Genomic DNA, 22566 nt, shown 5'->3' on the forward strand with positions numbered 1-22566 from the left:
TCAGCGGCGCGGGGGCAGCTCGAGCTGCACCGTCGCCGCGCCGCCGGCCGGCCCCAGCTGCGCCTGGCGGTGCCCGAGCGACTGCACGACCACGCCCTCGGCCACGGTGGCGCCGACGCGATACGGCCGGGCCGGCTGGCCGTCCACGGCGATCAGCGCCGCGCCGCTGCCGCTGCTGCGCCCGGCCAGCACGCCGAGCAGGACGTAGCGGCTGGCTGCGGGCGCCGCGGCCTGCGGCACGGCACCGAGCACGCGGGCCAGTGCGGCCGCATCCGGCGCCGCCGCCGCGGGCAGCCGCACCGGTACGTCGACCTCGTCGCGCGGGGCCGACAGCCGCAGGCCCCAGTAGGCCGCGCCGGCAGCCGCCGCGGCCCACAGGACGAAGGTCAAGGCGGACGTTGCCGCATACGTGCCCCGCGGGCCCTGGATTGCTGTCACCATCGCCGCATTATCATGCGACCGCCTTGCGCGCATATTTCACGTTCAGCCCTTTGCCCCGCGGCGCGCCGCCTGAGACATGACTTCTTCCCCCTCTTCCCTGCGAATTCCCCTGCGCCGCCGCATACAGGCCGGCTTCACCCTGATCGAACTGATGGTCGTGCTGGTCATCATCGGCGTGCTGGCCGCGCTGATCGTGCCCAACGTGCTGGACCGCGCCGACGACGCCCGCGCGACCGCGGCCCGCACCGACGTGAACAACCTGGTGCAGGCCCTCAAGCTCTACCGCCTCGACAACCAGCGCTATCCCACGGCGGAGCAGGGGTTGCAGGCGCTGGTCGCCCGCCCCACGGCCGCGCCGGTGCCGAGCAACTGGCGCCCCTACCTCGACAAGCTGCCGAACGACCCCTGGGGCCGTCCATACCAGTACCTGAACCCGGGCGTGAGGGGCGAGATCGACGTGATGTCCTTCGGCGCCGATGGCAAGTCCGGCGGCGAAGGCAGGGATGCGGACATCGGCAGCTGGCAGTAGGCCGCACGACCCCGGTTTCACGCTGGTGGAGCTGCTGGTCGTGATCGCCATCGTGGCGCTCGCCACCGCCGGTGTGTCCCTGGCGCTGCGCGACACCCGCGCCGATGCGCTCGAACGCGAGGCGGTGCGTCTGGCCGCGCTGCTGGAGGCCGGGCGTGCCCAGTCGCGCATGAGCGGCGTGCCGGTGCGCTGGAGCGGCGGCGCCGCAGGCTTCCGCTTCGACGGGCTCGACGCCGCGCCGCGCCCGGGCCGCTGGCTCGACACCGGCACCGCCGTCGTCGGCGAGGCCGTGCTGCTGCTCGGCCCCGAGCCGCTGATCAGCCCGCAGCAGGTGGTGCTGGTCAGCCGCGAGCTGCCGGGCCAGGCTGTGCGCGTGGCGACCGACGGACTGCATCCGTTCACGGTGCAGCGCGTCCAGTGAAACTCATACTCCCCCAGGCAATACGCCACAGCGGGCAGCCTGCGCGAGCTACCAGGCCATACCCCCAGGTCGGCTTTACGCTGATCGAGGTGCTGGTCGCGCTCTCCATCGTGGCGATCGCACTGGCGGCCGGAACGCAGGCGACCATCGCGCTCACGCGCAGCGCGCAGCGCCAGTCCGACATGGTGCTGGCCCAGCTCTGCGCCGAGAACGAGCTGACCCGCGTGCGCCTGTCGAGCCAGATGCCCGGCGTGGGCGATACCGCCGTGGCCTGCGAGCAGGCCGGCCGCCGCTACGACGTGGCCATCGCCGTGCGGCCGACGCCGAACCCGAGCTTCCGCCGCGTCGATGCGCAGGTGCTCGCTGCCGGCATGCCGGTGCTCCGGCTCACGACGATCGTGGGACGGTATTGAGATGCGCCCGCGCGGCTTCACCCTCGTCGAACTGCTGGTCGCCCTGTCGGTCATGGCGCTGCTCGCCATCCTGGGCTGGCGCGGGCTCGACGGCATGGTGCGGACCCGGCAGTTCACGCAGTCGCAGGCCGATGCCACGCTGACACTGCAGGCCGGCCTGTCGCAATGGCGCACCGACCTCGACGCAATGGTGGTGCTGCCGCACATCCAGCCGCTGGACTGGGACGGTCAGGCGATGCGCATCACCCGCCGGGGTGCCGCCGCCGTCGCCAGCGCCAGCGCGCCGGTCGTCGTCGTGGCCTGGGCCCGGCGCGACGGCCAGTGGCTGCGCTGGCAGTCGGCGCCCGTGGCCTCGCGCGCCGACTGGCAGGATGCCTGGCAGCGCGCCGCGCTCTGGTCGCGCAACCCCGGCGTGCAGGACCTCGGCGCCCAGACTGCCCTGCTGCCCCTGGCCTACTGGCAGGTCTTCTACTTCCGCGGGGAGACCTGGACCAACCCGCTGTCCAGCGACGACAGCGCCGCCGCCAGCCGCGCCGTCGCCCGCAATGCGGCCCAGCAGCAAGCCACGCAGCAGTCCACCGGCTCGACCGACACGCAGCTGCAGACCGCGACACTCAACGCCGCGCTGCCCGACGGCGTGCGGCTGGTGCTGCAGCTGCCCGAGGGCAGCGCCTTCGCCGGCACGCTGGTGCAGGACTGGGCCCGGCCGACGGTGGGCGGAGGCAAGTTGTGAAGCGCGTGCTCCGCCGCCAGCGCGGCGCCGCCCTGCTGGCCGCCATGCTCACGGTGGCGCTGGTCGCCACCTTCGCCGCCGCAGCCGTCTGGCAGCAGTGGCGGGCCACCGAGGTCGAGGCCGCCGAACGCGTGCGCGTGCAGACCGCCTGGATCCTCATCGGCGCGCTCGACTGGTCGCGCCTCATCCTGCGCGAGGACGGCATCGCCGGCAACACCGACCACTTGGCCGAGCCCTGGGCCGTGCCTCTGCAGGAGTCGCGCCTGTCGACTTTCCTCGCGGCGGACCGCAGCATGGCCGACGCCTCGGCCTCCACCGCCGACGCGCAGGAAGCCTTCCTCTCCGGCCGCATCGTCGATGCGCAGTCCAAGCTCAACCTGAGCAACCTCGTCGGCCATGACCGCAAGATCGACGCGGCCACGCTGGCGCAGTTCACCCGCCTGTTCGCGCTGCTCGGCCTGCCGGCGAGCCAGCTCACGTCGCTCGCGCAGAACCTGCTGCTCGCCTCCGATGGCAGCGCGAGCGGCGCGCCGCTCATGCCGCAGAAGCTCCAGGACCTGGGCTGGCTCGGCCTGCCGCCGGCCACCATCGCCGCGCTCGCGCCCTATGCCACCGTGCTGCCGGCCCGCACCACCGTCAACGTCAACACCGCCGGCGCCGAGGTGCTCTACGCCTCCGCGCCGAAGCTGCAGATCGCGCAGGCGCGCCAGTTCGTCGGCCTGCGCGACACCGTGCAGTTCGACACGCTGCTGGCCGCCGGCAAGCGCCTGGGCGACGAGAGTCTCTTCACGCAGGGCGCGCACGACGTGCGGTCCAACTACTTCGAAGTGCAAGGCCGCCTGCGCATCGACCAGTTCGCAGTGGAAGAGCATTCGCTGGTCTTCCGTACCGGCATCGTGGTGCGCACCATCTGGCGCGAGCGAGGGCCGGCGCCGGCCGACGAATAGCTGCGACCCAATGCACACGAAGCTGTCAAAACAAACTTCTAGAATGGCCGGCTGACTTTTTCCATGAGCACGCTGATCGTTCTCCTCCCGCCGGGCCCTGCCGCCGGCGCCTCTGCCGACCATCCGTTCGTGCTCACCGCCGACGGGCATGCAGTCGTGCAGCATGGCAGCGCGCCACCGGCCCTGCTGCCGCTGCCCACGGGCACCGGCGCCGCCACCGTAGCCGTGGTGCCGGCGCGCCTGCTGTCGTGGCACCGCGTCGACCTGCCGCGCGGCGTCAACCAGGCACGTCTGCGCCCGGTGCTCGAAGGTCTGCTCGAAGACCGGCTGCTCGACGACCCCGCCGCGCTGCAGTTCGCCCTTGCGCCCGGTGCACATTCCATCGCACGTTCCGGCGGACCGGCGTGGGTCGCCGTGTGCGACCGCGCCTGGCTGCGCGGCGCGCTGGCGGCGCTCGAAGCCGCCGGCCGCCCGGTGGCGCGCATCGTGCCGGAGTTCGCACCGCAACCCGACCCGGGCCTCTCATCGCGCGTGCATGCCATCGACGGCGGTGGCGGTGCCGACGATGTCTGGCTGGTGCACGAAGGCGACGCCGAGGCCGGCGTGGCCCTGCTGCCCCTGCTGGCCGCGGCCGCCGTGCCGCTGCGCGCGGCCGACGACATCACCGCCGAGCCGGCCGTGGCCGCCGTGGCCGAGCGCGTGCTCGGCCGCAGCCTGCCGCTGCGCACCGCGGGCGAACGCTGGCTGGCCGCGGCGCGCGGCGGCTGGGACCTGGCCCAGTTCGACCTGGCCCGCCCGGGCGGCCGCCGCCTCTGGCGCCGCATCGGTGCGGCCGCCGCGCAGTTCCTGCGCGCCCCCGAATGGCGTGCCGCACGCTGGGGCGCCGCGCTGCTGGTGGTCGTGCAGATCGCCGGCCTCAACCTCTGGGCCTGGCAGGAGCGCAGCGCGCTGGCCGCCAAGCGCGCGCGCATCGAGGACACGCTGACCGAAACCTTCCCGCAGGTGCGCGTGGTGCTTGACGCGCCGGTGCAGATGGAGCGCGAGGTGGCCGCGTTGCGGCAGGCCACCGGCGGCATCTCGCCGGGCGACCTCGAATCCATGCTGGCCGCGCTGGCGGCCGCGCTGCCGGCCGGCCGCTCGGTCGCGGCCATCGAATACAGCCCCGGCGAAGCGCGGCTGCGCGGCCCGGGCCTCGAATCCGGGCTCGACAGCGGCATCGCGGCCCGCCTGCGCCAGGCCGGCTATTCCCTGCGCACCGACGGCAGCACCGTCGTGCTGCGCGCCGATGCCGCCGCGGCCGAAAGCACCCATCCATGAGCAGCGCCGTGAACCCGCCGAGCCGCGCCTCCGCCCTGCGCGACCACGAGGCCCTGCAGGCGCTGCGTGCCCGCTGGCAGGCCCTGGCGCCGCGCGAGCGCATGCTGGTGCGCGGCGCCGGCGCGCTGGCCGGCCTGGCGCTGGTCTGGTGGATCGCCATCGCACCCGCCGTGACCACGCTGCGCAGCGCCCCGGCCGCCCACCGCCGGCTCGACGACCAGCTCCAGCGGGTGAGGGTGCTGGCCGCCCAGGCGCGGCAGCTGCAGTCCCAGCCCCGCACCGGCCGCGACGAAGCCCAGCGTGCGCTCGCCGCCAGCGTGCAGCAGCGCCTGGGCACGCAGGCGCAGCTCGGCGTGGCCGGTGACCGCGCCACACTCAATCTGCAGAACGTGCAGCCCACCGCGCTCGCCGCCTGGCTGGTGGACGCACGCACCTTGGCCCATGTCGTGCCGTCACAGGCCCAGCTGATGCGCGGCATGCACGGCGGACCGGGCGGCCCCGGGGGCCGTCCGGGGTTCGGACCCCAGCCCGGCCAGTTCAATCCTCCCGCCGGCAACGCGGGCCCCCAGCCTCAGCCGCCGCAGCCCGGGCAGGCCCACGACGGCCCCGCCGGCTGGACCGGCTCACTGGTGCTGGACCTGCCGGCCGAGCGCTGAAAACACCTTCCGACCGGCCGGCCCCGCCCTGTCTTCCTCGAACCATTCTTCCGTGGCCCGACGCCCTCTTCGCCCCGCCCTGCGACGCAACACGCCGTCCGCCCCGGCCACGCCCTGGCGCTGGGCCGCGGCCGGCACGCTGGCCGGCCTGCTGCCGGCGCTGCTGCTGTTCGCGCCCGCCCGCTGGCTGGCCGGCGCGGTCGAGCGCGCCAGCGACGGCCACGTCCTGCTGGCCCATGCCCGCGGCACGGTCTGGAACGGCACGGCCCAGCTGGTGCTGACCGGCGGCGCCGGCAGCCGCGACCGCGCCGCGCTGCCGGGCCAGCTGGCCTGGCAGCTGCGGCCGGCCTGGCTCGGCGCGCGGCTCGCGGTGCAGGCCGACTGCTGCACTGCTGCCGTGCCGCTGGAAGCACGCGTGCGCATCGCCGGCGGCGGCCTGCGCACACAGCTGGCCGACGGCGAAACGCACTGGCCGGCCGACGTGCTGGCCGGCCTGGGCACGCCGTGGAACACGATGCAGCCCGAGGGCGAATTCGTGCTTTCCACGCGGGGCCTCACGCTGCACTGGGCGGCCGGCCGCGCCAGCGTGGCCGGCCAGGCGCGGCTCGATGCCCTGCGCATGTCGTCGCGCGTGTCCACGCTGCGCCCCCTGGGCAGCTACCGCATGGCCCTGCAGGGCGGCAGCGCGACGACGCTGCAGCTCGAAACCCTGCCCGGCAGCAGTCTGCTGCTCAGCGGCAGCGGCCAGTGGGTCGGCGAGCGGCTGCGCTTCCATGGCGAGGCCCAGGCCGCGCCGGGACGCGAGACGGTCCTGTCGAATCTCCTGAACATCATCGGGCGGCGCAACGGCGCGCGCTCCATCATCTCCGTGGGTTGATCGCATGAAGCCAACGACGAACATCCGTTCCCAACGCGCCTGCGTCCTGGCGGTGCAGGCCGCCATCGCGACGCTGTGCGCCGGCACGCTCTGGCCGCTGGCCGCCACCGCCCAGCAGGCGCTGACGACGGCCACCGCCAGCGTGCGCCCCGACGAGCTGGTGACGCTGAACTTCGCCAACGCCGAGATCGAGGCCGTGGCCCGCACCATGGCCACCATCACCGGCCGCAATGTGGTGGTCGATCCGCGCGTGAAGGGCACGCTCAACCTGGTGACCGAACGCGCCGTGCGCCCGGCCGTGGCGTTCGACCAGTTCCTGGCGGCGCTGCGGCTGCAGGGCTTCACCGTGGTCGAATCGGCCGGGCTCTACAAGGTCGTGCCCGAGGCCGATGCCAAGCTCCAGGGCAGCGCGGTGACCGTGTCGCAGGGTGGCGCCACACCGCGTGCCTCGGTCACCGGCAATCAGATCGTCACGCAGATCTTCAAACTCAATTACGAAAACGCGGCCAACCTGGTACCGGTGCTGCGCCCGCTGATCAGCCCGAACAACACGATCAACGCCAACCCGGGCAACAACACGCTGGTCATCACGGACTACGCGGACAACCTCAACCGCATCGCACGCATCGTGGCGGCGATGGACGTGTCCAACGCCACCGGCGTGGAGGTGATCACGCTGCGCTATGCGATCGCCACCGATCTGGCGCCGCTGGTGCAAAAGCTCGTCGACGGCAGTGCCGCGACATCTACACCTACGGCCGCGGCCCCGACGGGCACTGCCGCCGCGGCCACGCCGGCGGCCGCCGGCGGCAGCGGCGACGTCTTCCGCACCACGCTGCTGGCCGAGCCGCGCAGCAACACGCTGATCGTGCGCGCGGCCAATCCGGCGCGGCTGGCGCTGGTGCGCTCGCTGGTCGACCGGCTCGACCAGCCGAGCTCGAATGCTGCCGACACAGCGGCCGGCAACATCCATGTGGTCTACCTGAAGAACGCCGACGCAACCCAGCTCGCCGCCACGCTGCGTGCCGCACTCGCGGCCGACCCGGGCTTTGCGGGCAACAGCAACAGCAACAGCGCCGGCGGCGCCTCGAGCGCCGGCAGCACGAGCGCGATCTCGGCCGGCACCAACGTGGCGACCGGGCTGGGCTCGACCACGGGCAGCAGCATCTCCTCCACCGCGAGCCGCTCGACCTCGGGCGGCCTCGGCAGCGGCAGCGCCACGACCAGCGGGCTGACGGCCTCCTCCGCCCAGCCGAGCACCGGCGGGCAGATCCAGGCCGACCCATCGACCAACGCGCTCATCATCAGCGCGCCGGCGCCGCAGTACCGCCAGCTGCGCGCGGTGATCGACCAGCTCGACGTCCGCCGCGCCCAGCTCTACGTGGAGGCGCTGATCGCCGAGGTCACGGCCGACAACGCGACCGACCTCGGCGTGCAGTGGCTCGGCCTAGCCGGCAGCTCCAGCAGCGGCTACATCGGCGCGGGCACCAACTACGGCACTACCGGCAACCTGTTCGCGATCGCCGCCAGCAAGGCGCTCGGCACGACCACCGGCTACACCTACAGCCAAGGCCTCAACATCGGCTTCTACAAGGGATCGCTCGGATTGCTGGCCAGCGCGCTGGAAACCAAGAGCAATACCAACATCCTCTCGACGCCGACGCTGCTCACGCTCGACAACCAGGAGGCCAAGATCATGATCGGCAAGAATGTGCCGATCGCCACCGGTTCGTACACGAGCACCACGTCCAGCACCTATTCGACCTACGAGCGCATGGACGTGGGCCTGACGCTCAACATCAAGCCGCAGATCAACGCCGACGGCACGATCAAGCTGCAGATCTATCAGGAGGTGTCGAGCATCTCGGGCAGCCTCGACAGCAGTACCACCACGACCTCGTCGAACCTCGTGACCAACAAGCGCTCGGTCGCCTCGACGGTGCTGGTGCAGGACGGCTACACCGCCGTGCTCGGCGGCCTGATCTCCGACGAGTACGACGGCAGCACCAGCCAGGTGCCGGTGCTCGGCAGCCTGCCCTACATCGGCCCGCTGTTCCGCAGCCAGAGCCGCAGCCGCAGCAAGACCAATCTTATGATCTTCCTGCGCCCGACGATCCTGCGCGACAACCAATCCATGGACCGGCTGATGCTGGATCGCTACGACAACATCCGCTCGCTGCAGACCCAGTCGCAGCCGGAGCAGAGTTCGGTCCTGCGCGTCAACATGTCACCGGTGCTGCCCGCGGTACAGCCAGGCTCCTCGGGCCAGGGCGTGCCGCCGGCGCTGCTGCCCTCGGCCTATCCCGACTCTGCAGCGCCGCAAGCCCAACCTGCGGCAACGGAGCCCAGCTCCACCACGCCCTGACATGCGCCATCCCCTGCCCTACGCCTTCGCCCGCACCCACCAGCTGCTGCTGGAGGACGACGGCCAGCAGGCCACGCTCTGGCACGGCCCCGAGCCGCATGCCGGCGCCTTCGGCGAAGTGCAGCGCAAGTACGGCGTGCAGCGGCTGCAGCTGCTCGATGCGGCCTCGCTGGCCCAGCGCATCAGCGCCGCCTATGCCGAGGGGGAATCGAGCGCGGCCACCGTGGTCAGCGAGGTCGAGAGCGACGCCGACCTCTCGCGCATGATGCAGGAGCTGCCGGCCGTCGAGGACCTGCTGGAGACGGCCGACGACGCCCCCATCATCCGCATGCTCAACGCCCTGCTCACGCAGGCTGCGCGCGACGGCGCGAGCGACATCCACATCGAGCCCTACGAGCGCACGTCGAGCGTGCGCTTTCGCATCGACGGCGCGCTGCGCGAGGTGGTGCGGCCCAACCGCGCGCTGCATGCGGCGCTCATCAGCCGGCTGAAGATCATGGCCGATCTGGACATCGCCGAGAAGCGCCTGCCCCAGGACGGCCGCATCAGCCTGCGCATCGGCACCCGCGCGGTCGACGTGCGGGTCTCCACGCTGCCCTCGGCCCACGGCGAGCGCGCTGTGCTGCGCCTTTTGGACAAGAGCGAGAACCGCATCAGTCTCGAATCGGTCGGCATGACCGGCGACGTGCTCGCGCGCTTCGAGCGGCTCATCGCCCAGCCGCACGGCATCATCCTCGTGACCGGGCCGACCGGCTCGGGCAAGACCACAACGCTCTATGCCTCGCTCGCGCGGCTCGACGCCGCGCGCAACAACATCATGACGGTCGAGGACCCGATCGAATACGAGCTGCCGGGCGTGGGCCAGACCCAGGTCAACAGCAAGATCGAGCTGACCTTCGCGCGCGCGCTGCGCGCCATCCTGCGGCAGGACCCGGACATCGTGATGATCGGCGAGATCCGCGACTTCGAGACCGCGCAGATCGCCATCCAGGCCAGCCTGACCGGCCACCTGGTGCTGGCCACGCTGCACACCAACGACGCGGCCAGCGCCGTCACGCGGCTGACCGACATGGGCGTGGAGCCCTTCCTGCTGAGCAGTTCGCTGCTCGGCGTGCTGGCCCAGCGGCTGGTGCGCCGCCTCGACCCGTCGGATGCGAGCGGCTACCGCGGCCGCACCGGCGTGTTCGAGCTGCTGGTGGTGGACGACGTGATCCGCGCGCAGATCCACGACCGCGCCGGCGAAGCGGCGATCCGCACGACGGCGCTCGCCGCCGGCATGACGCTCATGCGCGACGATGGCGAGCGGCTGGTGCGCGAGGGCGTGACGAGCCTGGAGGAAGTGCTGCGCGTCACGCGGGACTGACCGCATCTCCCGCCGCCACCCGCCTTCCCGAAGAGCCCGGCCGGCGCAGCGGAAGGGGGTACAGGCTAGGGTTCCTTCTGCGCATTGGCGATTTCGGCGGCCATGTCATAGCTCACGCCGACCCAGCGGCGGGACAGTCGGTCGATGGTGCCGTCGGCCCGCATGTCGTTGACGGCCCGGGAGACGGCCTCGCGCAGCGCGGGCTGGTTTTTCGCCATCGCCGGCGCCGACAACTGGTAGGTCTGGAGCGGGCCGACCTCCTTGATGGGCAGCTTGTTGACCACCGTGTACTTGGTGCCGCCGAAATGCGAACTGATGACGGCGTCGATCCGGCCGATGGCAAGATCGTTGAAGACCAGCCCGCCGTTGTCGTAGGTCACGATCTCGGACTGCTTGAGGTGCTCGCGCGACCAGGACTCGTTGCTGGTGCCGGCCGTGACACCCACGCGCTTGCCGCGCAGATCGGGGCGGTCCCTGATGTCGTCGTTGCTGGCGCGCACGAAGATGCGGAAGTCTTCCACGCCATAGGGAGCCGCGAAGTCGACCTGTTTCATGCGTTCGGGCGTCGGTGTCAGGTCGTTCATGACCAGGTCGTACTTGCCTGCCTTGAGGCCCTCGACGAAGTTCTTGAAAAGGTCGGCCACGAATTCGACGCGCGCCACGCCGATGCGCCTGGCGACCTCCTTTGCGACCTCCACGTCGTAGCCGGCCGGCTGGTTCCTGTCGTCCAGCAGGCTCCACGGCGGGCTCGCCTGCGTATTGGCGACGCGGATGACGCCAGCAGCCCTGGCGGTGCTCAGAACGTCGCGTGGCTGCGACCAGGCAGTATGGCAGGCGCTGACCAGAAAAAGCACGCCGGCTATGCATCTGATACCGACAAAAGCGAATCGCATGGAAATAGGCATGTGGTGGGGAGATGCATCCATTCTTCTTCCTGCACCAGCCCTGCCGCAACCCGGCCGGCGTACTTGCTCTATAAGGCCAACTTAGCAGGTCGTGCCTAGCGCCTTGACCACGCGCTCCAGGTCCGAGGCCAGTTGGATGCGCATGACACGCAGCAGGTCTTTTGCATTCTCCGACAGCGGCGGCCCCGGTCGGAAAACCAGCAGCGTGTGGAAGCAGATTTCCAGCGCGAGCGGTTTCATGAGCAGTCCGCGCGCCAGATAGTCCAGCGCCTGCACTGGATGGGCCATACCCATGCCCACGCCTTGCAATGCCAGTTCGCAGATGGAGTTGGAGTATGGCGTCTCGATGATCGGACGCAGGGCCTTGCCTTCGTGCCGCAATCCGCCCTCCAGCCGCCGGCGGCTCGAGTCCTCGGGGTTCAGAGCCAGGAACGGATGTTCGAGCAGGTCGGCCGTCTCGATGAGCGGCTTGCGCGCCAGGGGATGCTGGGCGTTCATGACGATGACGCCCCGCACCTTCAGGAATTCGGAATGCTCCACGCCCGAGAGCGACAGTTCGTCGGCCATCAGACCGAAGTCCAGCTGGCCCGAGGAGACCTGCTGGTACACCTGCTGCGAACTCATGATCTGAAAGGACATCTGGATGCACCGCGAGCCGAGCCCGAAGGCGCCGATGGCGCGTGGCATGAAGCCGGAGCCCAGGGCCGGCAGAGCGGCGACCGCCAGCCGGCCGAGCCCGAAAGACTTGAGGCTGCGCACCCGGTGCTCGATCATCTCGAAGCCCATGAAGTAGCGGTCTACCTCCACCATCAGCGCCAGGGCCTCCCGCGTGGGCACGAGCCGGCCCCGTACGCGGTCGAACAGCCGCAGTTCCGAATCGATTTCGAGCTTGCGCACGGACTGGCTGACCGCCGGCTGCGACACGCCGAGCAGGGCCGCCGCCTTGCTGGTCGTTCCCGCCTGCATGACGGCGCGAAAGACGCTGATGTCCCGCATTTCCATGGCTATAAGTACCGCTTATCGGGTGAGTTCCAGGAGCTGTTGAGGCACGGAGACAGGTGCTGAATACTCGTCCTCATATGCATAACCCTATTAAATAGTTCCCATGCATTCGATGAATAGAGCTTATACGGATGAGCAGTTTTCTTGCCTGTCTCCCGCAGTAGTCCGGGCGTCCACCGTCGTATTCGAGAACTTCGAGGACTTCGTGCAGCGCAAGCGCCGGCAGCCCGACGGCTACAGCTACGGCATCACCGGCACGCCCACCGCCCGCCTCCTCGAACGCAGGATCGCCGACCTGGAAGGTGCGCGGCACTGCGTAGTCACGCCTTCTGGCCAAGCCGCACTGATGACGGCGGTGATGGGCTTCGTCCGTGGCGGCGACCACCTGCTGGTCTCGGCCGCCAGCTACGGCGCCCTGAAAACCTTTGCCGAGAAGTGGCTCGCATCCATGAATGTCGAGGTGGAGTTCTTCCATCCGGCCATCGGGGCGGAGATCGGGGAACGGATCAGGCCCCACACGAGGATGATCTGCCTGGAGGCGCCCGGCACGGTCACCATGGAGGTGCACGATACGCCGGCCATTGCTCGCGTCGCCCGCAGCCGGGGCGTGCTGACCATGATGGACAACACCTGGGCCAGCCCGCTGGGCTTCAGGCCGCTGGAGCACGGAATCGACTTCAGCGTCGAGGCGGCGACCAAGTTCCTGGGCGGCCATTCCGACCTGCTGATGGGCAGCATCAGCATGAATGACTTCCAGCATTACGAGGTCCTGCGCGAGACCCAGAGCATCCTGGGCCAGCAGGTCAGCCCGGACGACTGCTTCCTCGTGCTGCGCGGCCTGGAGACCCTGAAGGTGCGCCTGGCCGCCCAGAGCACCGCCACGCTGGCGATCGCACGCTGGCTTCAGCGGCAGCCGGGCGTGCAGGACCTGCTGTACCCACCGCTGGAATCGGACCCCGGGCATGCGCTCTGGAAGCGCGACTTCCGCACCAACGGCTGCCTGTTCTCGATGATCCTCGCGCCCGGGCCCGAGAAGGCGTTCCACGCCTTCTTCGATGCGCTCCAGACCTTTGTCATCGGCGCCAGTTGGGGTGGCGTGCACAGCCTGGCGGCCTACTACCCGGCAGCCCAGCAGGCCAGTCGCAAGTTTCCCCGCACCGACCAGCCGATCGTCCGGCTGTCCATCGGACTGGAGGATCCCGAGGTGCTGACGGCCGCCCTGTCGGCAGCGCTTGACGCCTACACCACCGCGCTTGCCGCCGCCTGAGGGGCGGGGTCGGCTTCACCTTCGGGCACCTCGTAAGCGTCTATGTTGGAACTGTTCAATCGCGCCCTGCCCCTGCTGCAGAAAGCCGTCCTGGTCACCCTGACCCTGGGCTTTTCGGCATTCTTCTGTGGATGCGCGTTGGGCCTGGTGGTGGCCCTGGCGCGCATATCTCCCTATCGGCCGCTGCACTGGCTCGCCTTCGCATACGTCTCTGTTTTCCGCGGAACGCCGTTGCTCATCCAGATCCTGCTGATCTATTTCGGACTGCCCAGTTACGGCATCGTCCTCGGACCGGTACCATCGGCCCTGCTGGCCCTGAGTCTGTTCGCGGCAGCCTACCTTAGCGAGAACTTCCGCTCGGGCATTCTGGCGGTGGACAGGGGCCAGTGGGAAGCTGCCTGGTCGATGGGCATGGGCTATTGGAAAACACTGCGGCGCGTGGTGCTGCCCCAGGCTTGCCGCATCGCGCTGCCACCGCTGGGCAGCCGCCTCATCGCGCTGATGAAGGACACCTCGCTGGCGTCGACGGTGACCGTGGTCGAGGTCACGCGCGTGGCCGAGCAACTGGGTGCCGCCACCTTCCGCTACATGGAGATGTTCCTGATGGTTGGCGCCGTCTACTGGCTCATCAACCAAGTGCTCACGCTGCTGCAAACTTGGCTGGAAAGCCGCCTGTCGAGAGGATGACCATGCATTCCGCGTCTACCCACGACAAGCCCATCGTCAAGGTCGACGGCCTGGCCAAGAGCTTCGCGGGCAACCCGGTGCTCAAGAGTGTTTCGCTACAGGTCGGCAAGGGCGAAGTCGTCGTCATCATGGGCCCTTCCGGCTCGGGCAAGACCACGTTTATCCGCTCGCTGAACTTCCTGGAGATGCCCGACAGCGGCGCAGTCGAGGTCTGCGGCATCGCCGTAGCCGGCGCGGGGCCCCGTCCCGAACGCGAGGCGCGCAAAAGGATCCAGGCGATCCGGCAGCGCACCGCCATGGTGTTCCAATCCTTCAACCTGTTCCCGCACATGACGGCACTGGAGAACGTGATCGAAGGCTTGGTCTCGGTGCGCGGCATGCCGAAAGAGCAGGCCCGCACCCGCGGCCGCGTTCTGCTCGACAAGGTGGAACTGGGCCAGAAGGCCGACGCCTACCCTTCGCGCCTTTCGGGCGGGCAGAAGCAGCGCGTGGCCATCGCCCGGGCACTGGCCATGGAGCCGGAGGTCATCTACTTCGATGAGCCCACCTCGGCCCTGGACCCGGAATTGCGCGACGATGTGCTCAAGGTCATGCGCGACTTGGCAGACGATGGCATGACCATGCTGGTGGTGACCCATGAAGCCCGCTTCGCCCGCGACGTGGCCGACCGTGTGATCTTCATGGAAGACGGCCATGTGCTGGAAGACACCACGCCTGCCGAATTCTTCGGCCCTCACGCCAGCGAGCGGACACGGCGTTTCCTCGGCCGCATCGGCGACTAAGCAAGGGGTATGCATGATCATTCCCAAGCCATCGAAAACCGCCACCCTGCAGCCCCCCCCGCGCCGGCGTCAAGAAAGGCAGCCGCCGCCGGCGATGTCGACCACAAGGGTGCCATCGCCTTGAGCGCACGGGCCGTGCTGTGGCTGATGGAAGACCCGGATGCCGCTGTCGCACGACACCCGGCTGCACCGCATGCCTCATCCAACTGATACCGGGAGTTTTCATGGAGCGCCGCTTCTTCCTCTACATCCTCCAGCGCACCGCATGGCCGGCCGCTCTGCTGGGCACAACCGGCCCATCCGGGGCGCAGGCCGACGAATCGCTGACCCGTATCCAGAAGCGGGGCCGTGTGCTGGTGGCCAACACCCAGACCAGCCCGCCCTGGAGCTTCCTGGGTCCGGACAACCAGCCCACCGGCTACGACGTGGCCATCGCCCGGGAGATCTTCGGCCGCATCGGCATCGCCAGGGTCGAGTTCGTCGCCGACAGCTTCAAGAACTTCATCGAAGGCCTGAAGGCAGGCAAGTACGACGTCGTGGTCAACAGCATGGCCAGGACGGCGGAGCGCGCCAGAGTGGTGGATTTCACCGAGCCCTACACCGTGCAGGACTTCCGCATCTGGGTCCACGCAAGGAACACCGACATCACGGGGCCCGCCAGCCTGGCCGGCAAGAGCGTCGGCGCCAGCGCCGGCACCTCCAACGAACTCTGGGCACGCAACAACCTGCCTCGGTCCGAAGTGCGCGTCTACGAGGGCGGCGGCTTCCTCTACAACGACCTGGTCAATGGCCGGCTCGATTCGGTCATCGACTCCTACTTCAATGGCCACAAGATGCAGAGCATCAACAACCTGCCGGTCAAGCCGGTCGGCGAGCCGCTGGTTTATTCACTGGGCGCCGCGGCCGTGCCCAAGAACTCCCCGGCACTGCTGGCCGCCATGAACAAGGCCATCGCGGACATGCTGGCCGACGGCACCATCCAGAAGCTGGCACACCAGTACGTCTCCGCCGACTACGACATGGTGGGCAACATGAAGAAGGGCCAAGCCTGGAAATGAGTGCGGACAAGAACATCCTCTGCGGAGTGCGCAACCCCATCAAGGCCGACATCGATCTGGACGCGCAGGGCAAGCACCTCGGCTTCCTGCGGCTTCCGAACTCGGTGCATCGGTCAGCCTACGGATGGCTTCCACTGCCAGTGGCTTCCATCAAGCGAGGCCAGGGGCCGACCATCGTCGTCAGCGCGGGCACGCATGGCGACGAGTACGAAGGGCAGATCATCGTGTCCAACCTCATCCGTGCCATCGAGCCCGGCATGGTAAACGGCCAGATCATTCTGCTGCCAATGGCCAACGCACCGGCGGCGGAGGTGGGCATGCGGACCTCCCCGCTGGACGACGGCAACCTGAACCGGCTCTACCCGGGCGACCCCTTGGGCACTCCGAGCCAGATCATCGCCCACTACATCGAGCACACCCTGCTGGCGCGTGCGGACTACATGGTGGACCTGCATTCCGGCGGCAGTTCGCTGCTGTACCAGAGCGGCAACGCCATGGGGCTGGAGCCGCGCGATGTCCAGGAGAGCGAACGGGTCACGGCGCTGTTGCAGGCCTTCGGCATGCCCAAGTCGTTCCTCTATCAGCCCAACCCGGTCAACGTCACGGCTGCGGCGCGCAGGCAGAACGCCATCTGCTTCCTCGCCGAGTTGGGCGGCGGCGGCAACGTAGACCCGGCGCTGGTGAAGATGGGCACACAGGGGCTGCTCAACCTTCTGGGGTTCATCCAGGTGCTGGCAGGGCCGCTGCTGCCCGAAGGGCCGCCGGCAGCCACACGCCTGATGACGATCGATCGCGATACGCACTACACCTATGCCATGGACGCCGGCGTGTACGAACCTCTGGCTGCATTGGGCGACGTGGTCAGGCAGGGACAGGAGGTGGCGCGGGTGCACTTCCCCGCCGATCCGGGCAGGCAGTCCGCCGTGGTGCTGGCCTCGGGAGACGGCGAGATCGTGTGCCAGAGGGCGATGGCGCTCGTGCGCAGAGGCGACTGCATCTTCCAACTGGCATCCGAGCGCTCCCTGCCGCGTGCCGGACGCTGAGCCTTGGCAACGGCACGGCTGACCCTTCCCGACGGTGCGGCGTGCAGGGAGGAGTCCACGCCCGCGTTCCGACGCGGCCCCTGCGGCGGCAGCCGACACGTTCTCAGTGCTCGTCGCGGTACAGCGTTGCGATGGTGCGGAAGTCTTCCGCCAGGTCCATAAAGGCATCGACGATGTCCGGATCGAAGTGGCCGCCGCGGCCCCTGGCCACGGTGGCGCAGGACTGCTCGTGCGGATAGGCGGGCTTGTAGACCCGCTTGCTGATGAGCGCGTCGTACACGTCGGCCAGTGCCATCAGGCGGGCCGACGGGGGGATCGCCTCGCCGGCCAGGCCCTCGGGGTAGCCCGAGCCATCCCACTTCTCCTGGTGGCTATAGGCGATCTCCTTGGCCACGCTGAGGAAGCCCACGCGCATGCCGAGGCGCCGCTCGGCGTCCTCGATGGCCTTCCTGCCGAGCGTGGTGTGGGTCTTCATGACCTCGAACTCCTCCACCGTTAGCGGGCCGGGCTTGAGCAGGATCGCGTCGGGAATGCCGATCTTGCCAATGTCGTGCAGCGGCGCGGACTTGTAGAGCAGGTCGATCATGCGGTCGTTGAGCGCATGGGCGAAGCGCGGGTGGCCGCGCAGCCGCTCGGCCAGCGCCTTCACGTAGAGCGGCGTGCGGCGGATGTGGTTGCCGGTCTCGTTGTCGCGCGTCTCGGCCAGCGAGGTCAGGGCCATGATGGTCACGTCCTGGATGGCCTGCACCTCCAGCGTGCGCAGCGCGACCTCGCGCTCCAGGTAGGCGCCGCGGTCGCGCAGGAAGTCGGCGCTGGCCTTGAGCGTCAGGTGGGTCTGCACCCGCGCCTGCAGGATGGCCGGGCTGATCGGCTTGGTGATGTAGTCCACCGCGCCCAGTTCCAGGCCGAAGCGCTCGTCCTCCTCCTCGTTGCGCGCGGTCAGGAAGATGACCGGGATGTCGCGCGTGCGGGCGTCGGCCTTGAGCCGGCGGCAGACCTCGTGGCCGTCGATGCCGGGCATCATGATGTCGAGCAGGATCAGGTCGGGCGGGTTCTCGCCCTGGGCGATCCGCAGCGCCTTCTCGCCCTGGTTGGCGACCTTGACCCGGTAGCGGTCCTTGAGCAGGCTGCCCATGAGGGCCAGGTTGTCGGCGGTGTCGTCCACGACGAGCACGGTGGCGATCGGCCGCTCGACGAGGACGGGGGCATCGGAAACGGGCGCGGCATCCATCGAAGAGAACTCCCGGTATTTCTAGTCGTTTTCCCGCTGGCCGTGGCTGCCGGCTGTCGTCCGCAGCCTTTCGAGTGCCTGTTCGAACTCGAAACTGCGCACCAGCCCCGCCACCTTCGGAAAGTCGGCGCCCAGCGCCGATTGCAACAGGCTCACATTCTGTTGCAGAACGTCCGCCGCTGTCGAATCGGCTTCGGCCAGGAGGCGGGCCAGCCGGGCGACGACCGCCTGGGGCGCCGCATCGCCGCCGTCCGCCGGCGCCGGCGCTTCGCCCGCCGCGCGCTGCGCCTGCCAGGCCGCCAGCCCGGCCAGCAGCGGCGCCAGGGCCAACTCGACCGCGGCCAGCGCCGCGGCCGGGTCGGCCGCCGCGCGCAGCGCGCCTTCCAGCGCCTCGGCCGCCTGCTGCACCGCGCCAGCGCCGATGTTTCCGGCCACGCCGCGCAGCGTGTGAGCCAGGCGCTCGGCCGTGGCCCGGTCGCCCGCGGCCAGGCTGGCATGGATCTGCGCCGCCGCATGGCGCTGGCCGGCGAGGAACTTGTCGAGCATGCCCGCATAGAGCGCCGGGCGGCCCAGGGCACGGCGCAGGCCCAGCACCAGATCGAGGCCGGGGATGGGCCGGTCCGGCAGCAGCCCCTCGTCACTGTCCGGCGCCGGGGCGAGCCGCGCGGCGCGGCCGCCGTCGACGGCGCCCAGGCCAGCGCGCGGGCGGATCCAGCGGGCCAGCGCGGCCCAGAGCCGGTCGGGGTCGATCGGCTTGGGCAGGTGGTCATCCATGCCGGCGGCCAGGCAGCGGTCGCGGTCGGCCGGCATGGCGTTGGCCGTCATCGCGACGATGGGCAGGCCGGCGTGGCGGGCGTCGGCCCGCAGGTGGCGGGTGGCGGCGATGCCGTCCATCACGGGCATCTGCATGTCCATCAGCACCAGGTCGTAGTGATGCTCGTCGGCCAAGTCGATGGCCTCGCGGCCGTTCTCGGCCACGTCCACGAGGAAGCCGGCATCGCGCAGCAGTTCGCGCGCCACCTGCTGGTTCAGGTCGTTGTCCTCCACCAGCAGGATGCGCGCGCCGCGCACGGCCGACAGCGGCGGCGGGCGCGGCGGCGGCTCCGCGGCCGCCGGTGCCGCGGCGGGCCCGGCGCCGAGGATCTCCGTCAGCGTGTCGAACAGCACCGACGGCGTGACCGGCTTGACCAGCACGTCGCCGATCGCCAGGGCGTCGGTCTGGGGCAGCACGCCTTCGCGACCATAGGCGGTAACCAGAAGCACCTGCGGCTGCACCGGAAGGGCCAGCGCGCGCACCTGCCGCGCCAGCTCCAGCCCGTCGACGCCGGGCATCTGCCAGTCCAGCACGATGACACGGAAGGCGTCGCCGGCCCCTGCCGCGGCCTGCACGGCAGCGAGCGCGTCGGCGCCGTTCCAGGCCTGCTGCACGCGGAAGGTCATCGCGGCCAGCATCTCGGCCAGCACGCCGGCGGCGTGGCGGTTGTCGTCCACCACGAGGATCGGCAGGCCGCGCAGGTCCGGGCGCGGCAGCAGCTCGCGCGCGGGCGCGCCGCGGCCCAGCGGCACGGTGACGTGGAAGACCGAGCCCTGGCCGGGCAGGCTCTCGACGCCGACCTCGCCGCCCATCAGCTCGGCCAGGCTCTTGCTGATGGCCAGGCCCAGGCCGGTGCCGCCGTAGCGCCGCGTGGTGGAGGTGTCGGCCTGCTGGAAGCTCTGGAACAGCCGCTCCATCTGCGCCGCGGCGATGCCGATGCCGGTGTCGCGCACCTCGAAGCGCACGCGCACCGTGTCGCCGCCGTCTTCCTCCAGCCGCACGGCGATGGCGACCTCGCCGCTGTCGGTGAACTTGACGGCGTTGTTGGCATAGTTGATGAGGATCTGGCCGAGCCGCAGCGCGTCGCCGACGAGGTTGGCCGGCACGGCGGGGGCCACGTCGCAGACCAGCTCCAGTCCCTTGGCCACGGCCTTGTGCGCGACCACGTCGGCCACGCCGCCGAGCAGGCGCTCCAGCTCGAAGGGCGCGCGCTCGACGGCGAGCTTGCCGGCCTCGATCTTGGAGAGGTCGAGGATGTCGTTGATCAGCCCCAGCAGGTGCTCGCCGGCCTGGCGGATCTTGGTCACGTAGTCGCGCTGGCGCGGGTCGAGCGCGGTGCGCAGCGCCAGGTGCGACATGCCGATGATGGCGTTCATCGGCGTGCGGATCTCGTGGCTCATGTTGGCCAGGAAGTTGGCCTTGAGCCGCGCGGCCTCCTCGGCCAGCTCCTTGGCCTGCCGCAGCCCGGCCTGGGCGCGCTTCTGGTCGCTGATGTCGACCACGGTGCCGATCACGCCGCCGGGCGATCCGTCGCCGCGGCGGAAGCCGTGCACCCAGTACATCACGTCGTGCTCCAGGCCGTCGGCGAATACCATGCACTGCTCCGACTGCTCCACGCCGCCGCTGCGCAGGGCGCGGTCGGCGTCGCGGTGGAGCCGGTCGCGCAGCGCGGGCGGCAGGTAGGGCAGGTCCTGCACCGTCCTGCCGACGAGGTCCGCGCCGCGCACGCCGAAGGTGTCCTCGTAGGCCCGGTTGAATCCCAGGTAGCGGCCGGCCGTGTCCTTGTAGAACAGCGGCACCGGCACCGTGTCCATGAGCACCTTCTGGAAGTCGAGCTGCTCGGCCAGCCGCTCCTCCAGCTGCTTCTGCGCATGGATGTCGATGATGACGCCAACCGCGCGCCGGGCCGCGCCCTGCGCGTCGCGGAAGATGCGGGCCGAGGTCAGGAACCAGCGCACCTCGCCGTCGAGCCGCACGGCGCGCCAGGTGTCGGTGAAGCCGCCGGCCGCCGGATCGGCCGCCGCTTCGCGCATGCAGGCCGCGGCGCGCTCGCGGTCCTCCGGATGCACGTGGCGCAGCCATGCGGCCACGCCGCCCTCCAGCGGAGCGTCCTGGTAGCCGAACAGCCTGGACAGCTGCGGCGAGCGCACCACCGCGCGCGAGACCAGGTCGGCGTCGAAGACGCCGATGTGCCCGGCCACCTGGGCGATCTCCAGCCGCTCGTTGGCCTCGCGCATCGCGCGCTCGGCGGCGAGGGCTTCCGTCACGTCCTCGTGCAGGCTGACATAGCCGAGCCGGCGGCCCTTGTCGTCGATCACCGGCGACAGCGACACCTGGTCGTGGTAGATGCTGCTGTCGCGCCGCCGGTTGACGAAGTGCCCGCGCCAGGGCTGGCCGCGCAGCAGCGTGGTCCACATGTCGTGGTAGGTCTCGGTGGGCGTCTGGCCGCTGGCCACGATGGACGGCTTGCTGCCTCGCACCTCGGCCAGCGTGTAGCCGGTGTTGCGCTCGAACTGCGGGTTGACCCAGTCGATGCGGCCCTCGACGTCGGTCACCACGACCGCCACCGGGGCGGCCTCCAGCGCGGTGCCGAGCACGCGGAAGCGCTCCAGCGTCTCGGCCATGCGCGCGCGGCCGCGCACGATGTCGAGCACCAGGAGGCCGATGACGAACACCACCGCGGAGGCCAGCGCGCCCAGCCGCAGCCGCTCGGCCCAGGGCACGAGCGCGCCCGTGTCCTCCAGCGCCACCAGCTGCCAGGGCCCGCCGGGGTCGCCCCACTCCACGCTGGTCTGCGCAACGATCGACGGACGCCCGTCCACGACGACGGTGCGCGCCTGCGGATCGAAGGGCAGCGCCGAGGCCACGCCGTTGCCGAAATGGCTACCGAACTGGCGCAGGTGGTGGATCGCATCGATGCGCGCCTGGGTCAGTGGCGGCGTGACGGCATAGAGCCACTCCGGCCGGCTCGACAGGAAGACCACGCCTTCGGGCGACAGCAGCAGCGTCGGCCGCCCGGCCAGCGCCATTGCCTCCTCCAGCGGCTGCAGCGGCATCTCGAAGGCGACCGCACCGATGATCGGGCCGCCCGGCTGGCTGCCCGTATAGATGGGCGCGGCATAGTAGAGGCTGCGCTCGCCGGTCGCCAGCCCGACGGCCGCGTACACGTTGGCATGGCCGCTCAGGACCTGCCGGAAATAGGGCCGGGCCGATACGTCCAGGCCGGTCGCGCGCGCGCCCGGCGTCTGGTGGGCCACGACGATGCCGCGCCCGTCGATCACATAGGCCGACTGCGCCCCGAAACGCGCGCGGGCGATCGACAGCTGCGACAGCACCTCGGGCGCATCGGGCCGCAGCCGGCCGCGGACCACGTCCTTGAGCACCGGCTCGCCGAAGCCCAGCAGGCTGACCGCGCCCATCGCCGCGCTGCCGGCCGTCTGCTGCACCAGCTGGCCGGCGGTGAGACGCAGCTGCCGGTCGATGTCCTCGCGCCGCAGCTCCAGCCGCTCGGATGCCAGCCATTCGTTGGCCAGCCAGGCGGCGAGCAGCGCCGCCAGCAGCACCACGGCCAGGCCGCGCGACCAGCGGCCGTGCCGTCGGTAGAACGCGCTGTCGAAGATCACCGCCGCGCGCCCCGCGGCCGGGGCGGCTCGGACGGCGACGTCAGGAAAACACCGGTGGGTATGCGCACCTGTTCAGCCGAGGGAGTGGGCGC

Annotated in this window: 20 protein-coding genes; 15 read left to right on the forward strand and 5 right to left on the reverse strand. The window is 70.3% G+C overall.

What is annotated here, in order from left to right:
* A complete protein-coding gene (locus GAK38_RS02355) occupies nucleotides 1-441 on the reverse strand; it encodes a type II secretion system protein N (protein WP_443089143.1) in 441 nt (146 codons plus the stop codon).
* 76 nt (nucleotides 442-517) lie between these two features.
* On the opposite strand from GAK38_RS02355, the gene gspG reads away from it, so the two are divergent.
* The 10 genes from gspG (at nucleotide 518) to GAK38_RS02405 (ending at nucleotide 10062) form a co-directional block, all read left to right on the forward strand.
* Nucleotides 518-970 carry a type II secretion system major pseudopilin GspG gene (gene gspG / locus GAK38_RS02360; RefSeq protein WP_325341105.1) on the forward strand — a complete coding sequence of 151 codons (453 nt, stop codon included), beginning with the start codon at nucleotides 518-520 and terminating at the stop codon, nucleotides 968-970.
* Nucleotides 945-1391: a prepilin-type N-terminal cleavage/methylation domain-containing protein gene (locus GAK38_RS02365; protein WP_325341106.1), complete on the forward strand. Its 447-nt coding sequence runs from the start codon at nucleotides 945-947 to the stop codon at nucleotides 1389-1391. The genes gspG and GAK38_RS02365 overlap by 26 nt, the downstream gene beginning before the upstream one ends.
* Nucleotides 1392-1411: 20 nt before the next feature.
* Complete coding sequence (gene gspI / locus GAK38_RS02370; RefSeq protein ID WP_325341230.1) at nucleotides 1412-1804, forward strand: type II secretion system minor pseudopilin GspI; 393 nt, start codon at nucleotides 1412-1414, stop codon at nucleotides 1802-1804.
* A 1-nt stretch (nucleotide 1805) separates the two neighbouring features.
* The gene (locus tag GAK38_RS02375) at nucleotides 1806-2537 is read left to right on the forward strand and encodes a PulJ/GspJ family protein (protein ID WP_325341107.1); all 732 of its coding nucleotides are present in this window, start codon (nucleotides 1806-1808) and stop codon (nucleotides 2535-2537) included.
* Entirely contained in the window at nucleotides 2534-3484 is a 951-nt protein-coding gene (gene gspK / locus GAK38_RS02380) for a type II secretion system minor pseudopilin GspK (RefSeq protein ID WP_325341108.1), read from the forward strand. Before GAK38_RS02375 ends, gspK begins: the two co-directional genes overlap by 4 nt.
* A 63-nt stretch (nucleotides 3485-3547) precedes the next feature.
* Nucleotides 3548-4801 (forward strand): type II secretion system protein GspL, encoded by a 1254-nt coding sequence (gene gspL / locus GAK38_RS02385; RefSeq protein ID WP_325341110.1) that lies wholly within the window; start codon nucleotides 3548-3550, stop codon nucleotides 4799-4801.
* Complete coding sequence (gspM, locus tag GAK38_RS02390) at nucleotides 4798-5457, forward strand: type II secretion system protein GspM (protein WP_325341112.1); 660 nt, start codon at nucleotides 4798-4800, stop codon at nucleotides 5455-5457. The genes gspL and gspM overlap by 4 nt, the downstream gene beginning before the upstream one ends.
* A 52-nt stretch (nucleotides 5458-5509) precedes the next feature.
* Complete coding sequence (gene gspN, locus GAK38_RS02395) at nucleotides 5510-6334, forward strand: type II secretion system protein N (protein WP_325341114.1); 825 nt, start codon at nucleotides 5510-5512, stop codon at nucleotides 6332-6334.
* A 4-nt stretch (nucleotides 6335-6338) separates the two neighbouring features.
* Nucleotides 6339-8699: a type II secretion system secretin GspD gene (gene gspD, locus GAK38_RS02400; RefSeq protein WP_325341116.1), complete on the forward strand. Its 2361-nt coding sequence runs from the start codon at nucleotides 6339-6341 to the stop codon at nucleotides 8697-8699.
* A gap of 1 nt (nucleotide 8700) precedes the next feature.
* Nucleotides 8701-10062 carry a GspE/PulE family protein gene (locus GAK38_RS02405; RefSeq protein ID WP_325341117.1) on the forward strand — a complete coding sequence of 454 codons (1362 nt, stop codon included), beginning with the start codon at nucleotides 8701-8703 and terminating at the stop codon, nucleotides 10060-10062.
* A 65-nt stretch (nucleotides 10063-10127) separates the two neighbouring features.
* Here GAK38_RS02405 and GAK38_RS02410 read toward each other — a convergent pair whose 3' ends face one another.
* On the reverse strand, nucleotides 10128-10916 hold the full coding sequence (locus tag GAK38_RS02410; protein ID WP_325341119.1) for a transporter substrate-binding domain-containing protein: 789 nt from the start codon (nucleotides 10914-10916) through the stop codon (nucleotides 10128-10130).
* 132 nt (nucleotides 10917-11048) lie between these two features.
* Nucleotides 11049-11969: a LysR substrate-binding domain-containing protein gene (locus GAK38_RS02415; protein ID WP_325341121.1), complete on the reverse strand. Its 921-nt coding sequence runs from the start codon at nucleotides 11967-11969 to the stop codon at nucleotides 11049-11051.
* 103 nt (nucleotides 11970-12072) lie between these two features.
* Between GAK38_RS02415 and metC the strand changes: the two genes are divergently transcribed.
* From metC to GAK38_RS02440, 5 genes are all read left to right on the forward strand, one after another.
* The gene (gene metC, locus GAK38_RS02420) at nucleotides 12073-13236 is read left to right on the forward strand and encodes a cystathionine beta-lyase (RefSeq protein WP_325341122.1); all 1164 of its coding nucleotides are present in this window, start codon (nucleotides 12073-12075) and stop codon (nucleotides 13234-13236) included.
* Between the two features lie 42 nt (nucleotides 13237-13278).
* A complete protein-coding gene (locus GAK38_RS02425) occupies nucleotides 13279-13923 on the forward strand; it encodes an amino acid ABC transporter permease (RefSeq protein ID WP_325341124.1) in 645 nt (214 codons plus the stop codon).
* 2 nt (nucleotides 13924-13925) lie between these two features.
* Entirely contained in the window at nucleotides 13926-14705 is a 780-nt protein-coding gene (locus GAK38_RS02430; RefSeq protein WP_325341126.1) for an amino acid ABC transporter ATP-binding protein, read from the forward strand.
* 224 nt (nucleotides 14706-14929) lie between these two features.
* On the forward strand, nucleotides 14930-15763 hold the full coding sequence (locus GAK38_RS02435) for a transporter substrate-binding domain-containing protein (protein WP_325341128.1): 834 nt from the start codon (nucleotides 14930-14932) through the stop codon (nucleotides 15761-15763).
* Entirely contained in the window at nucleotides 15760-16806 is a 1047-nt protein-coding gene (locus GAK38_RS02440) for a succinylglutamate desuccinylase/aspartoacylase family protein (RefSeq protein WP_325341130.1), read from the forward strand. Before GAK38_RS02435 ends, GAK38_RS02440 begins: the two co-directional genes overlap by 4 nt.
* Nucleotides 16807-16909: 103 nt before the next feature.
* Here the strand turns inward: GAK38_RS02440 and GAK38_RS02445 are convergent, their stop codons facing one another.
* A complete protein-coding gene (locus GAK38_RS02445; protein WP_325341131.1) occupies nucleotides 16910-18037 on the reverse strand; it encodes a response regulator in 1128 nt (375 codons plus the stop codon).
* A gap of 21 nt (nucleotides 18038-18058) precedes the next feature.
* The gene (locus GAK38_RS02450) at nucleotides 18059-22474 is read right to left on the reverse strand and encodes a response regulator (RefSeq protein WP_325341133.1); all 4416 of its coding nucleotides are present in this window, start codon (nucleotides 22472-22474) and stop codon (nucleotides 18059-18061) included.
* Nucleotides 22475-22566 lie beyond the last annotated feature (92 nt).

Origin of the sequence: Xylophilus sp. (assembly GCA_009914555.1) — a bacterium.
Classification (GTDB): Bacteria; Pseudomonadota; Gammaproteobacteria; order Burkholderiales; family Burkholderiaceae_C; genus WNDY01.

Bases quoted from the DNA above. Each gene is read 5' to 3' on its own strand.
- GAK38_RS02355 (WP_443089143.1), bottom strand. From the start codon at position 441: ATGGTGACAGCAATCCAGGGCCCGCGGGGCACGTATGCGGCAACGTCC.
- gspG (WP_325341105.1), top strand. From the start codon at position 518: ATGACTTCTTCCCCCTCTTCCCTGCGAATTCCCCTGCGCCGCCGCATA.
- GAK38_RS02365 (WP_325341106.1), top strand. From the start codon at position 945: ATGCGGACATCGGCAGCTGGCAGTAGGCCGCACGACCCCGGTTTCACG.
- GAK38_RS02375 (WP_325341107.1), top strand. From the start codon at position 1,806: ATGCGCCCGCGCGGCTTCACCCTCGTCGAACTGCTGGTCGCCCTGTCG.
- gspL (WP_325341110.1), top strand. From the start codon at position 3,548: ATGAGCACGCTGATCGTTCTCCTCCCGCCGGGCCCTGCCGCCGGCGCC.
- gspM (WP_325341112.1), top strand. From the start codon at position 4,798: ATGAGCAGCGCCGTGAACCCGCCGAGCCGCGCCTCCGCCCTGCGCGAC.
- gspD (WP_325341116.1), top strand. From the start codon at position 6,339: ATGAAGCCAACGACGAACATCCGTTCCCAACGCGCCTGCGTCCTGGCG.
- GAK38_RS02405 (WP_325341117.1), top strand. From the start codon at position 8,701: ATGCGCCATCCCCTGCCCTACGCCTTCGCCCGCACCCACCAGCTGCTG.
- GAK38_RS02415 (WP_325341121.1), bottom strand. From the start codon at position 11,969: ATGGAAATGCGGGACATCAGCGTCTTTCGCGCCGTCATGCAGGCGGGA.
- metC (WP_325341122.1), top strand. From the start codon at position 12,073: ATGCATTCGATGAATAGAGCTTATACGGATGAGCAGTTTTCTTGCCTG.
- GAK38_RS02425 (WP_325341124.1), top strand. From the start codon at position 13,279: ATGTTGGAACTGTTCAATCGCGCCCTGCCCCTGCTGCAGAAAGCCGTC.
- GAK38_RS02430 (WP_325341126.1), top strand. From the start codon at position 13,926: ATGCATTCCGCGTCTACCCACGACAAGCCCATCGTCAAGGTCGACGGC.
- GAK38_RS02435 (WP_325341128.1), top strand. From the start codon at position 14,930: ATGGAGCGCCGCTTCTTCCTCTACATCCTCCAGCGCACCGCATGGCCG.
- GAK38_RS02440 (WP_325341130.1), top strand. From the start codon at position 15,760: ATGAGTGCGGACAAGAACATCCTCTGCGGAGTGCGCAACCCCATCAAG.
- GAK38_RS02445 (WP_325341131.1), bottom strand. From the start codon at position 18,037: ATGGATGCCGCGCCCGTTTCCGATGCCCCCGTCCTCGTCGAGCGGCCG.